The 12,360-nt window shown below is 59.8% G+C and carries 16 protein-coding genes; 9 read left to right on the top strand and 7 right to left on the bottom strand.

Going from position 1 to position 12,360, the window contains the following annotated elements:
• Window positions 1-150 precede the first annotated feature (150 nt).
• Window positions 151-381, top strand: a complete 231-nt coding sequence (locus tag GH784_RS11050) for a hypothetical protein (protein WP_019565491.1) — start codon at window positions 151-153, stop codon at window positions 379-381.
• On the opposite strand, the gene dprA is transcribed toward GH784_RS11050, so the two are convergent.
• The 4 genes from dprA to GH784_RS11030 are packed head-to-tail and all read right to left on the bottom strand — an operon-like array spanning window position 337 to window position 4,394.
• A complete protein-coding gene (gene dprA, locus GH784_RS11045; protein WP_065704684.1) occupies window positions 337-1,476 on the bottom strand; it encodes a DNA-processing protein DprA in 1,140 nt (379 codons plus the stop codon). The two genes, GH784_RS11050 and dprA, sit on opposite strands and share 45 nt — an antisense overlap.
• 21 nt (window positions 1,477-1,497) lie before the next feature.
• A complete protein-coding gene (gene plsY, locus GH784_RS11040) occupies window positions 1,498-2,115 on the bottom strand; it encodes a glycerol-3-phosphate 1-O-acyltransferase PlsY (RefSeq protein ID WP_003512722.1) in 618 nt (205 codons plus the stop codon).
• Window positions 2,116-2,163: 48 nt separating this feature from the next.
• Window positions 2,164-3,456 (bottom strand): dihydroorotase, encoded by a 1,293-nt coding sequence (locus GH784_RS11035; RefSeq protein ID WP_065704682.1) that lies wholly within the window; start codon window positions 3,454-3,456, stop codon window positions 2,164-2,166.
• The gene (locus GH784_RS11030) at window positions 3,453-4,394 is read right to left on the bottom strand and encodes an aspartate carbamoyltransferase catalytic subunit (RefSeq protein ID WP_003512724.1); all 942 of its coding nucleotides are present in this window, start codon (window positions 4,392-4,394) and stop codon (window positions 3,453-3,455) included. Before GH784_RS11030 ends, GH784_RS11035 begins: the two co-directional genes overlap by 4 nt.
• A gap of 129 nt (window positions 4,395-4,523) precedes the next feature.
• On the opposite strand from GH784_RS11030, the gene GH784_RS11025 reads away from it, so the two are divergent.
• From GH784_RS11025 to GH784_RS11005, 5 genes are all read left to right on the top strand, one after another.
• A complete protein-coding gene (locus tag GH784_RS11025) occupies window positions 4,524-6,176 on the top strand; it encodes an acyl-CoA dehydrogenase family protein (RefSeq protein ID WP_025593276.1) in 1,653 nt (550 codons plus the stop codon).
• Between the two features lie 139 nt (window positions 6,177-6,315).
• Window positions 6,316-6,927: a GNAT family N-acetyltransferase gene (locus tag GH784_RS11020; RefSeq protein ID WP_065704680.1), complete on the top strand. Its 612-nt coding sequence runs from the start codon at window positions 6,316-6,318 to the stop codon at window positions 6,925-6,927.
• A gap of 135 nt (window positions 6,928-7,062) precedes the next feature.
• Complete coding sequence (locus GH784_RS11015) at window positions 7,063-7,707, top strand: TetR/AcrR family transcriptional regulator (RefSeq protein ID WP_003512728.1); 645 nt, start codon at window positions 7,063-7,065, stop codon at window positions 7,705-7,707.
• Window positions 7,708-7,965: 258 nt separating this feature from the next.
• Window positions 7,966-8,127 (top strand): hypothetical protein, encoded by a 162-nt coding sequence (locus GH784_RS11010; protein ID WP_013635969.1) that lies wholly within the window; start codon window positions 7,966-7,968, stop codon window positions 8,125-8,127.
• Window positions 8,124-8,441, top strand: coding sequence for a DUF6105 family protein (locus tag GH784_RS11005; RefSeq protein ID WP_003512730.1), 318 nt, complete (start codon window positions 8,124-8,126; stop codon window positions 8,439-8,441). Before GH784_RS11010 ends, GH784_RS11005 begins: the two co-directional genes overlap by 4 nt.
• On the opposite strand, the gene ruvX is transcribed toward GH784_RS11005, so the two are convergent.
• Together ruvX and GH784_RS27135 are read right to left on the bottom strand one after the other, a co-directional pair.
• Window positions 8,393-8,872: a Holliday junction resolvase RuvX gene (ruvX, locus tag GH784_RS11000; RefSeq protein WP_003512731.1), complete on the bottom strand. Its 480-nt coding sequence runs from the start codon at window positions 8,870-8,872 to the stop codon at window positions 8,393-8,395. The genes GH784_RS11005 and ruvX overlap by 49 nt on opposite strands.
• A gap of 15 nt (window positions 8,873-8,887) precedes the next feature.
• Window positions 8,888-9,190 carry an alkylphosphonate utilization protein gene (locus GH784_RS27135; RefSeq protein ID WP_003512732.1) on the bottom strand — a complete coding sequence of 101 codons (303 nt, stop codon included), beginning with the start codon at window positions 9,188-9,190 and terminating at the stop codon, window positions 8,888-8,890.
• Window positions 9,191-9,274: 84 nt separating this feature from the next.
• On the opposite strand from GH784_RS27135, the gene GH784_RS27130 reads away from it, so the two are divergent.
• The 3 genes from GH784_RS27130 to gatA all read left to right on the top strand — a co-directional run bounded on the left by GH784_RS27130 (window position 9,275) and on the right by gatA (window position 11,929).
• A complete protein-coding gene (locus tag GH784_RS27130; protein WP_003512733.1) occupies window positions 9,275-9,979 on the top strand; it encodes a metal-dependent hydrolase in 705 nt (234 codons plus the stop codon).
• 125 nt (window positions 9,980-10,104) lie between these two features.
• Window positions 10,105-10,392 carry an Asp-tRNA(Asn)/Glu-tRNA(Gln) amidotransferase subunit GatC gene (gatC, locus tag GH784_RS10990; RefSeq protein ID WP_003512734.1) on the top strand — a complete coding sequence of 96 codons (288 nt, stop codon included), beginning with the start codon at window positions 10,105-10,107 and terminating at the stop codon, window positions 10,390-10,392.
• A gap of 55 nt (window positions 10,393-10,447) precedes the next feature.
• A complete protein-coding gene (gatA, locus tag GH784_RS10985; RefSeq protein WP_003512742.1) occupies window positions 10,448-11,929 on the top strand; it encodes an Asp-tRNA(Asn)/Glu-tRNA(Gln) amidotransferase subunit GatA in 1,482 nt (493 codons plus the stop codon).
• Between the two features lie 59 nt (window positions 11,930-11,988).
• Here the strand turns inward: gatA and GH784_RS10980 are convergent, their stop codons facing one another.
• Window positions 11,989-12,246 carry a YjhX family toxin gene (locus tag GH784_RS10980; protein ID WP_065688241.1) on the bottom strand — a complete coding sequence of 86 codons (258 nt, stop codon included), beginning with the start codon at window positions 12,244-12,246 and terminating at the stop codon, window positions 11,989-11,991.
• Between the last annotated feature and the right edge of the window lie 114 nt (window positions 12,247-12,360).

Genomic DNA, 12,360 nt, shown 5'->3' with positions numbered 1-12,360 from the left:
GGCAAGCCCGATTTTATCGCTCCAAGGCAATTGCAACCTATGGATAATCTGTCGTTGTATTGCAATCTTTGGTAAATTTGTTATAGTGACCAACATGATTTGAATTGACGTAATGATCTTTGTTTCAGGTTGAAATTCCAGGATAGATATATGGTCCCGAACGCAACAAACAATAATGCCGATAATGAAGGGACCAGAGAGAACTTGGCTTACATTCGCCAGATGCTCGCGGAACTGAGGCTCGTCGCCAATCGCGAGGGCGCCGACATGCTGTGCTATCTGATTGAAATGGCCTATGTGGAAGTCGGCGATATCCAGAGCGGGCGGCGCAAGCTTTCAATCCGCGAGGAGCGAAACCCGCCCCCCGGCGTGCCGGTTTAACCGCCCGGCAATATCGAGTTCCAGCAGCACCATGTGAACCGTGGCTGCGGAAAAACCCGTGTGGCGAATGATATCGTCCGTTTCGACGGGCGAGTGCCCGAGAGCGGCGGCAACGATGCTACGCTCGTCATCTCCCGGTGGTGACATTTCCTCATCGGATCGTGGTTCCTCGACCTTGCGGTCATAGGGCAATTGCGGTTCCATCAGCGGTCGTAGCGCATCGAGAATATCGGCCGCCCCCGTGGTCAGCATCGCGCCTTCCTTGATCAGCCGGTTGGTGCCTTCGCAGCGCGCATCGAGTGGGGAGCCTGGTACGGCGAAAACCAGCCGCCCCGCTTCGCCGGCAAGACGCGCCGTGATGAGCGAACCGGATCGTTCTGCCGCTTCCACTATGACGACGCCGAGCGAGACGCCCGATATCAGCCGGTTGCGGCGGGGGAAATCCCGAGCGCGGGGCTCCCAGCCGAAGGGCATTTCGCTGATCGTCGCGCCGCCCTGTTCGTAGATGTCCTGCAAGAGCCCGAAATTTTCCTGCGGGTAGGGACGGTCGAGACCGCCCGCCAGCATGGCCACCGTGCCGGTTGCAAGGCTTGCCCGGTGCGCTGCCGCATCGATGCCGCGCGCCAGCCCGGAAGCGATCGTATAGCCCGCACGACCGCAATCGCGCGCCAGCATCGCGGCGAATTTCGCGCCGTTGATGGAGGCGTTGCGTGATCCGACGATGCCGACGCAAGGTCTTGTTGCGGTGGATGCTGATCCCTTCATGGCGATCAGTGGCGGCGCGCCGTCGAGCTGTCGCAGGGCAGGCGGATAGTCTGGCTCACCGATGCCGACGAAGCGAGCGCCGAATCTTTCAGCCGTTTCGATTTCACCTTCCGCTTCCGCCTGTGTGGCAATGCGCGGACTGCGCAATGAACCGCCGCGCCTTGAAAGCTCGGGCAGGGCAGAGAGCGCTTTTTCAGCGCTGCCAAAATGATTGATGAGTTCGCGGAAGGTGACGGGGCCGATATTGTCGCTGCGGATCAGCCGAAGCCATGCGACCCGCTGCCGCGCGGAAAGCTCTATGCCCTGCCGTGTCGTTTCCTCATGCGGCATGACGTATCCCTAAAGCTGGCCTTAGCCCTTTTGCCCGATCCTGCTTTCCGTGCCGGCCAGAAGCCGTGCGATGTTTTCCCGGTGTTTCCACCAGGAAATCACGCTCAGCAACGTTACCAGAAGCGCCGTCTTTTCAGGCCCGACTATCCAGAGGGCGACCGGGATCACAAGCATGGCAACCAGCGCCGACAGCGAGGAATACCGGGTGATGAACGCGGTTGCGAGCCAGATCAGCGCAAAAGCCAGCATCATCAGGGGGGCAGCGCCTAAAAGCACGCCGATATAGGTCGCCACGCCCTTGCCGCCCTTGAAACCGAGCCACACCGGAAACAGATGGCCGAGAAAGGCAAAGAAACCGGCAACCAGCGACGCCTCGTAACCCCAGAGCGCATTGGCGACGAGCACTGCGGCGGTGCCCTTCAGCGCATCCAGCAGCAATGTCGCTGCGGCGAGCTTCTTGTTGCCGGTGCGCAGCACATTGGTGGCGCCAATATTGCCGGAACCAATCTTGCGCACATCGCCCAGCCCCGCCATGCGGGTAAGAAGCAGGCCGAAGGGTATCGAGCCGAATAGATAGCCAATCAGCGCCGCAAGCGCGAGAAGGGCAGGCGCCGTCTGCCAGTCAGTCAAAGCACTCATTCAACGTTCCCTCTCGTCGCGCGCCTGCGTGATCCCATGTCCGTGATCTTATGCCAAGGAATGAACCGCTTTGCCAGCCACATAAGTGGCGACAGCGCGGCCGCTGAAACGGGCATCCTCAAACGGCGTATTCTTGGATTTCGACACCAGTTGATCTCTCGCAACCAGCCAAGGCTCGTCCAGGTCGATCAGCGTGATATCAGCCTTCGCGCCGGCTTTAAGCGATCCCGCATCCAGTCCGAAGATTTTCGCCGGGCGGGTGGAAAGCGCATCGATCAGCCGCATCAGCGGAACTTCGCCGCTATGGTGAAGGCGAAGCGCCGCCGCCAGCATGGTTTCCAGCCCCACCGCACCGCTTGCCGCATCCGAAAAGGGCAGGCGCTTGGTGTCCACGTCCTGCGGGTCGTGCGAGGAAACGATGATGTCGATCGTGCCATCCTTCAGCGCCTCGACCATGGCCTTGCGGTCGTCTTCTGCGCGCAAGGGAGGTGAGAGCTTGAAGAACGTACGGTATTCGCCGATATCGTTCTCGTTCAGCGTCAGATGGTTGATCGAGATGCCGCAGGTCGCCTTGACGCCCCGCTGCCGGGCAAGACGGATCGCTTCCGCCGACTCCGGCACGGAAATCTTGGCGGCGTGATAGATCGCTTGCGTCAAACCGGCAATGCGCAGGTCGCGCTCGAGCGGAATGATCTCGGCTTCCTTGGGGATTCCGGACAGACCGAGCCAGCTTGCGAAAAGCCCCTCGTTCATGTCGCCGCCGCCGATATATTTGTCGCGGGTCTCAAGTGCAATCACCGCACCCAATTCGCGCGCATAGGTCATGGCGCGGCGCAGCACCAGCGTGTCGGAAAGCGCCCTGCGTCCATTGGTGAAGGCAACCGCACCGGCTTCCTTCAGCATGCCGATCTCGGTCATTTCCTCGCCGTTGAGGCCCTTGGTCAGTGCTGCGGCGGGATGCACATTGACGAGCGCCTTGTCGCGTGCCGCCTTTTTCACATATTCGACCAGCGCAATGTCGTCGATAACGGGGTCGGTGTCCGGCATGACGATGATGCTGGTGACGCCGCCGGCCGCTGCCGCGCGCGATGCGGATTCGATGGTTTCACGGTGTTCGCCGCCCGGCTCACCGACAAAGACGCGGGCATCCACCAGACCGGGAACGGCCAGCAGCCCCTTGCAGTCGCGAACCGTCGCACCCTCGGGCGCACCCTGGTTGTGTGCCTGCCCGCCGGAGGCGAGGATCGTGCCGTCGGCACCGATGACGATGCTGCCCACCTCGTCCAGATTGCGGGAGGGATCAACGATGCGAAGGTTTTTGAGAACGGTCACGGCACTCATACGCGCTCACCCTGATTTTGCGAGACAAGCAGGGTTTCCATGACAGCCATGCGCACGGCAACCCCCATTTCCACCTGGCTTTCGATGACGCTTTGCGGACCATCAGCCACTTCGGATGAGATTTCCACGCCACGGTTCATCGGGCCGGGATGCATGACCAGCGCATCTTCTTTCGCTGCCTTCAACTTTTCGGCATCGAGACCGTAATAGTGGAAATATTCGCGCACCGAAGGCACGAAGGAGCCGGACATGCGCTCGCGCTGCAGGCGCAGCATCATCACAACATCGGCGTTCTTCAGGCCTTCCTTCATGTCATGGAAGACCTCGACGCTCATGTCGCGAATGCCGGAGGGAAGAAGCGTCGCGGGAGCCACGACGCGCACGCGCGCGCCCATCTGGTTGAGCAGGATGATGTTGGAGCGGGCAACGCGCGAATGCAGTACGTCGCCGCAGATCGCCACCGTTATTCCCGAAAGATCACCCTTGGCGCGGCGAATGGTCAGCGCGTCGAGAAGGGCCTGCGTCGGGTGTTCATGCTGGCCGTCGCCGGCATTGACCACGGAGCAGGCAACCTTCTGCGCGAGAAGGGCTGCGGCACCGGCCGAGGAGTGACGCACGATCAGCACATCGGGGCGCATGGCGTTCAGCGTCATCGCCGTGTCGATCAGCGTTTCGCCCTTCTTCACCGAGGAATTGCTGACCGACATGTTCATCACATCGGCGCCAAGCCGTTTTCCGGCAAGTTCGAAGGAGGATTGTGTCCGGGTCGAAGCTTCGAAGAACAGGTTGATCTGCGTGAGGCCCCGAAGCGTCGAGGTTTTTTTCTCGCGCTGACGGCTGATTTTCACCGCTTCGTCGGCCTTGTCGAGAAGCAGGGTTATATCCTGATGGGAAAGCCCCTTTATGCCGAGGAGATGGCGGTGGGGAAAATAGACCATGGAAATTGTCCTCCGGGTCGCAATAGTCAACGGGTCTATAAAGACAGGTGGCTTTGCGGGCAAGCATGCGATAAGCCGGGTTTTGGCATATACACGCAATAAAGCACGAATCCCGATAGAAGGATGCGAATGACAGGCATGAACCGGACAGAAGAATCGCTCGCCGAACTAAACCAGCCTAGCCTATGGTCCGGTATTAATGCCTATCGTTCCGATCCGCTGATCGTCGACCTCACATCCGGCCTGTCACGCAATCTGAGGGACGAGTTCGACCAGCTCGGCCGTTACGTCACCTCGCACGAGGCGCAGGAACTGGCGCGCATGGCCAATCAAGGCGTGCCGCAGCTGCACACGCATGGCCCGCGCGGGGAACGTCTCGATCAGGTTGAGTTCCATCCCGCATGGCACGCACTGATGCGCCGTTCCATGTCATCGGGTCTTCATTCCAGCGTCTGGGAAAATGCAGCCGAAACGCGCGGCAATGAACACAAGGCGCGCGCCACCAAATTTTATCTGACCTCGCAGCTCGAGGCCGGGCATCTCTGCCCGTTGACCATGACCAGCGCCTCCGTCGCCGCCATCATGACCTCGTCGCGTGTGCAGAAGGAATGGGTGCCGAAGATACTGTCGCGGAAATATGATTCCTCGCAGAAGCCGGCCTTGCAGAAAACCGCCGTCACCGTCGGCATGGGCATGACGGAAAAACAGGGCGGCACGGATGTGCGCGCCAACCGCAGCACGGCGGAGCGGGTGGGCGAGGGCATCTATCGCCTGTCCGGCCACAAATGGTTCCTGTCCGCGCCGATGAGCGACGGTTTCGTCATGCTGGCGCAGATGGGCGACGGCATGGGCTGTTTCCTGGTGCCGCGTTATCTGGAAGACGGTTCCGCCAACGGCCTGCATTTCCAGCGCCTGAAGGACAAGCTAGGCAACCGCTCCAATGCCTCCGCCGAAGTCGAGTTCACCGATGCTTTCGGTTATCTTCTGGGTGAACCCGGCAGCGGTGTGCGCACCATTCTCGACATGGTGACGCTGACGCGGCTCGACTGCGCTTTGGCATCATCAGGCATGATGCGCGCTTCGCTCGCCGAAGCCGTGCATTTCGCACGCGGCCGTTCTGTCTTCGGCAAGACGCTGGTGAGCCAGCCGATCATGACGCGCGTTCTCGCCGATATGGCGCTGGATGTCGCAGCCGCAACGGCACTCTCCTTCCGGCTGGCATCGGCATTCGATGCCGCCCGCAACAATGCCGCCGAGGCGGCCTATGCGCGGGTGATGACGCCGATTGTGAAATACTGGTGCTGCAAGATCGCGCCGGCGTTGATCTACGAGGCGATGGAGTGCCTTGGCGGCAACGGATATGTGGAAGAACGGCCGATTGCCCGCCACTACCGCGAAGCGCCGGTCAATGCCATCTGGGAAGGCTCCGGCAACGTCATGGCGCTGGATGTGCTGCGTGTTCTTCAGCGCGGCAAGGATCTGTTCGATCTCGTTTTCCAGACGCTGGAGCGCGACCTCGGACCCGCCGGAAAAAAGACCACGGATGTGCTGCGCGCCGCAATCGCGCTTGCCGAACGCGATGAGGGTGCTGCCCGCCTGCTGGTGGAGCAATTCGCACTTGCTGCCGCTGCCGCAGAGCTTTGCCGGCTCGGCGCCGGCAAGATCGCAGACGCCTTCCTCGAAACCCGTCTGGCGGGTGGTTGGCGACATACTTACGGCATGCTCGATTCTCGCTTTGATCCGAATTATATAATCGATTTATTGTATCCGCCCGCGTCCTGACCGATAAAGGGTGGAAAGCTGTTGTTGCAGTCCCTGTGGGAGGGGTATCGGATTTGAGAAAAGGCGTTGGCGTGGGGCGTATTTCTGTCTTTAAGTCGTTGGGCGCGTGCGCGCGCATGAAGATGGAGGTCGATAGCAGATGCTGACCTTCCGCTCCGCCCGTCCTGAAGATGAAGAGGCGCTCTACGCCATCAGTCTTGCCACCGGCGATGCCGGGCAGGATGCCACCCCGCTTTATCGCGATGGCCGCATGGTGGGGCATATTTATTCCGTGCCTTATCTGCATCTGTGGCCCGATGCCGTTTTTGTGGCGGAAGACGAAGAGGGTGTCTGCGGTTACATCGCCGGCGCGCTCGATACCGCCTTGCATGATGAGCGGCTGGAGCGTGAGTGGTGGCCGCATCTGCGCGCCCTTTATCCCGACCCCGTTGGCGACCAGCAAACATGGGACGCCGATCAGCGCCGTGCACATTTCATCCACCACCCGCGCCACACGCCAACCTGGCTGACCGATCCGTTTCCGGCCCATATCCACCTGAACCTTCTGCCACGCACACAGGGCAAGGGCGGCGGCACGCGGCTTTTGTCGCGCTGGCTGGATATGGCGAGACAAAACAACGTCTATGGCATCCACCTCGGCGCCAGCGAGCGCAACCAGGCGGGTATCCGCTTTTGGGAAACCCGCGGCTTCAAACGTCTCGAAACTCACGACACAACAGGCACCGTGTGGTTTGGAATGGCGCTGGAGTGATTATTTGCGGGGTACGGGTCCTCGATCTTCATTCATCCACAGGAACCTTCTCCCCAGCTGCTGCGCTGCATTGTCCTCGTCTTCATGCTTTGTTAACCCGTTGGGTCAGGCCTTTTAAAAGACGGGTAGGGAAGCATGCTGGCGACCGCAGAGGTGATTTCAGCCGACAAGCCGGAAAAGCGCATCAAGGATCGCGCTGCGACCGAGAAGGCGATTTTTGAGGCGGCCCGGTCGCTTCTGGCCGAAGAGGGCTTTCAGGGTTTTGGCATCAATGCCGTTGCCCGCCGCGCCGGATGCGACAAGCAGCTGATCTACCGTTATTTCGGCGGTCTGGAAGGGTTGATCGAGGCGATCGGCGAGGATCTCGGATCCTGGGTGAAGGACCGTATTCCTGAAGATACCGGCGGCATGTTCCTGTTGACCTATGGCGATCTCATGGAAAAGCTGGCGCTTTATTTCATGGATGCGCTGCGCAGCGATCCTCTCGTCTGCAAGATCATTGCCTGGGAAGTGTCGGATGGCTCGCCGCAGGTCAGGCAGCTTGCCGAAGCCCGTGCCAAATCGCTCGGCAAATGGCTGGAGCGCATGCGCGGATCGCTGGCAGCACCCAAGGGCGTAGATACCGCAGCCGTCAATGCCGTGTTGTTCGCCGCCATCCAGCATCTCGTGATTTCCGCCGCCACCAGCGGCCAGTTCGCCGGCGTGCCGTTGAAGTCGGACAAGGACTGGGACAAGATTGCAACCGCCGTCAAAAGACTGGTGCGCGGCGTTTACGGCTGAGCGCGGCGTAACGAGCCGGGCGAGACGGTCGCCTTAACAAAATCGGCCGTTATTTGACGAAAAATCAACCATGTTTTCAGTGGTCCGGCAACCTTGCGGCATCGCATGCCGTTGGCTTCGTGAGGGGTGTTTTCCACAGCCGAACCCGCCACCGTTAACCATACCGACAGCTTTCATTTGCTTAGCCATGGTTACCGGTCCAGTGTGCATTAACAAAATGTTAACCATGCGCAATGACTGCGTATAAGGGAGCCGCAAGTGAGCCGCTGGACAGCTTTGGGCGTCATGATGACGTTTTTTGCTATGCTGCCGTTGGATATTGACGCGCCAGCGTTTAACCTTTGCCTGATGGCTCTGGTGCGCTGGGCGGTGCTTGCTGGCATTCCCGATACGATTTTCACGCGGGAGCAGACTGCATGAAGTGGTTTTTGATCCTCTGGGCCGGTCCCGTCGCATTGCTCGGCAGCTGGTACTGGCTATCCTATTACGACTTGAGCTTCGGCTTCTTCATGCTGACGCGCCAGACGCATGATCTGGTATTCCAGATTTACGGCAATATCCTCGGCCTGCCGCCGGAAAGCCTGCCGCCGCTGGTCGCGCGCGCCATAGCGGTCGACAGCCTGATCGTTTTTGCGATCCTTGCTTTCCGCAAGCGAAAACAGATTGCCAATTGGTGGCAGGGACGTCAGCCCGTTGCGCGGGCGAGTGCCGAAAGCCTGTCCAGCGCGCCCTGAAGAATGAAGCTTGCGGCTGCCGAATCGATGCGTTCGGCCCGTTTGGCGCGTGAGACATCCATTTCCAGAAGCACACGTTCGGCGGCGACCGTTGAAAGCCGTTCATCCCAGAAAATGAAGGGCAGGGCGGTTTTTTCCCCCATGGTACGAACGAAGGCGCGTGTTGCCTGCGCGCGTGGTCCGGCCGATCCATCCATGTTTATGGGCAGGCCGATGATGAAAGCTGATACCTTTTCCTTTTCGGCAAAGGCCAGCAGCACCTCGGCATCCCGAGTGAATTTGACCCGTTTGATGACGGGGCGCGGCGTGGCGAAGCGCCGCGACAGGTCCGACATGGCAAGTCCGATGGTTTTCGTCCCAAGGTCGAGGCCCGCAATCGCCTGCGCCGGCTGAAGCGTTTCCGCGAGCTCCTCGATGGTAAGTATCGCCATGTCGTACGCTGTCCTTTATCTTTTTCGGACGAATTCGGTGCGCAGCACCAGACCCTTGACCGTCTCGTGCCTGCAATCGATTTCTTCCGGATTTCCGGTCAGGCGGATCGATTTGATGACAGTGCCCTGCTTGATGACCGTATTGGTGCCTTTGACCTTCAGATCCTTGATCAGCGTTACCTGGTCACCATCCGCAAGCACGTTGCCTGCCGCATCGCGCACTTCGTTCGCGCGCAAAGCTTCTGCGGCCAGCTCGGACGCAGGCCGCCATTCGCCGGTCGCCTCGTCATACACGTAATCGTCATTATCCGCGGCCATTGTCGCCTCTCTGAAATATCGGTAGTGCGGTTGTTCAAGCCGTCCTATGTCATAATATACGGGCAATACAAAGGAGAACTTCCCATGAAAATCACCTGGCTCGGCCATTCCGCCTTCCGCCTTGAAAACGGCAGCGCGAAGATCCTTATCGATCCGTTTTTCACCGGCAATCCCGGTTTTGCCGGACAGGATGCGAAAAGCGCGGCTGAAGGCATCACCCATATTCTCCTGACCCACGGCCACGGCGATCATGTGGGGGATACCGTCCAGCTTGCTCGCGAAACGGGCGCGACGGTGCTTGCCAATGCCGATCTCGCCGCCTGGCTTTCCACCAAGGGCGTGGCGAAGGTCGATATGGGTAATACTGGCGGCACGGTACATTTCGACGGTTTTTCCGTAACCTTTACCAATGCGCTGCATTCATCCGCCCAGATCACTGAGGATGGCGTTTCCCATTCACTCGGCAACGCCAATGGACTGATGCTGCATTTCGAAGACGGTCCGGCCGTCTATCATATGGGCGATACGGATATTTTCTCCGACATGAAGCTCATCAACGAATTGCACCAGCCGGATATCGGTCTCGTGCCAATCGGCGACCGCTTCACGATGGGTGGTGCGGTGGCTGCACTCGCCTGCCAGCGCTTTTTCAAATTCGCCAACGTCATTCCCTGCCACTATGGTTCCTTCCCGATCGTTGACCAGACGCCGGAGAAGTTCGTGGCCGGCATGGAAGGCTCGGATGCGCGCGTCCACACGCCGAAGCCGGGCGAAATACTGTCCTTCTGACATTTTGCTGACGCATGTCGCTACAGCAAAACCGCTACACAGTTTTACGCGACATGCTTTCTACCGTTGCGAATGGCGGACATGGTGATTATAGCGGTTAGGAAAATTCTGACCGGAGTAGAACCATGTCCGTCGATCTCGCCACCGTAAAGCGCGTTGCGCGCCTTGCCCGTATCGCTGTTACTGAAGACGAAGCACAAAATATGCTTGGCCAGTTGAACGGCATACTCGGTTTTGTGGAGCAGCTTTCGGAAGTGAATGTTGACGGCGTCGAGCCGATGACCTCCGTTACCCCCGTGGATATGAAAAAGCGTGCCGACGTCGTCACCGACGGCAACAAGGCGGAAGACATCGTCGCCAATGCGCCTGCGACCGACCGGGACTTCTTCATGGTTCCGAAAGTGGTCGAGTAATCCGACCGCCGTTTGCCGCCCGATTTTTCCAAGATTTCGAAAGCCGTTGCCGACCATGACCGACCTGACGAGCCTGACCATTGCCGAAGCCCGCGAAAAGCTCAAGGCGAAAGAGTTTTCCGCCCTCGAGCTGACCGACGCCTATATTGCCGCCATCGACGCCGCCAACGGCGCGCTGAACGCCTATGTTGCCTTGACGCCTGAAAAGGCGCGCGACATGGCGAAAGCCTCCGATGGCCGCATCGCCGCAGGCGCGGCGGGCGAGCTGGAAGGCGTTCCGCTTGGCGTGAAAGACCTTTTCGCCACCCGTGACGTGCACACGCAGGCGTGTTCGCATGTTCTCGATGGCTTCAAGCCGAAATACGAATCGACCGTCACCCAGAACCTTTGGGACCAGGGCGCCGTCATGCTCGGCAAGCTCAACATGGACGAGTTCGCCATGGGCTCGTCCAACGAAAGCTCCTGGTACGGTCCGGCCATCAACCCCTGGCGCGCCAACGGCTCGGAGCAGAAGCTCGTGCCCGGTGGCTCCTCCGGCGGTTCGGCCGCAGCCGTTGCCGCGCATCTGTGCGCCGGCGCCACGGCAACCGACACCGGCGGCTCCATCCGCCAGCCGGCGGCCTTTACCGGCACCGTCGGCATCAAGCCTACTTATGGCCGTTGCTCGCGTTACGGCATCGTTGCTTATGCTTCCTCGCTCGATCAGGCCGGCCCGATCGCACGTGACGTGCGCGACGCCGCTATCCTGTTGAAGACGATGGCGAGCGTTGACGCAAAGGATACGACCTCCGTCGACCTGCCGGTGCCGGATTACGAAAAGGCCATCGGCCAGTCGCTCAAGGGCCTGAAGATCGGTATCCCCAGGGAATATCGCGTCGATGGCATGCCGGAAGAAATCGAAAAGCTCTGGGCAAAGGGCGTCGAATGGCTGCGCGATGCCGGTGCCGAAGTGGTCGATATCTCGCTGCCGCACACCAAATACGCGCTTCCTGCCTATTACATCGTCGCGCCCGCGGAAGCTTCGTCCAACCTCGCTCGTTATGACGGCGTACGTTACGGCCTGCGCGTCGACGGCAAGGACATTGCCGATATGTACGAGAAGAGCCGTGCAGCCGGTTTCGGCAAGGAAGTGCAGCGCCGTATCATGGTCGGCACCTACGTGCTTTCAGCCGGTTATTACGACGCCTATTACCTGAAGGCGCAAAAGGTCCGCACGCTGATCAAGCGCGATTTCGAAAACGTCTTCCATGAGGGCGTCGACGCCATTCTGGCGCCGATTACCCCGTCTTCCGCCTTCGCTGTCGGTGATGAGGAACTCGCTTCCGATCCCGTGAAGATGTACCTCCAGGACGTCTTCACCATCACGGTCAACATGGCCGGTCTTCCCGGCCTCTCGGTGCCTGCCGGCCTAGACGGCAAGGGCCTGCCGCTCGGCTTGCAGCTCATCGGCAAGCCTTTCGAAGAAGAGACGCTCTTCAAGACGGCGCATGCCATCGAGCAGGCTGCCGGCAAGTTCACCCCCGCCAAGTGGTGGTAAGCGGCTGAACAAAAGCTCTATAATTGTCACGGGCGGCATCAAGTGCCGCCCGTTTGTTTTTATCGATTGTCCAGCTCACCCCGTACGAGTTCCAAACCACGCGTCGTGATGCGGTAAGGCTTGCCGCCCGAGGAGGCGATGGCTCTCTTCTGCTTCAGTTTGCGGAAGGTGAGGAGATCGAGGCCGCTGAAAATCCAGCCGTCGCGCGTATAGAGCGCGAGTTTTTCGATTTTGTGATGGTCGTCTCGAACGAGTTCGATGCTGCCGCCCTGGGCGAGCAGGTGAAGAATGCGCTGTTCGGCGCGGGAAATGTCCATTGTCGGAAATCCGGTCGGCGTCTTCTAGACGCATGAAAACAAGTCCGGGTGCCGTTAAGGCATCCAGGTCGGTTTCATCATGGCCCGGCGCGCAAGAAACTTGCGGGCAGGGCC

This window comes from Agrobacterium tumefaciens, from assembly GCF_009649785.1.
In the GTDB taxonomy this organism is placed as follows: Bacteria; Pseudomonadota; Alphaproteobacteria; order Rhizobiales; family Rhizobiaceae; genus Agrobacterium; species Agrobacterium tumefaciens.
Note: the sequence above shows the minus strand (reverse complement) of the source record. Positions and strands in the feature narration are given on the sequence as shown.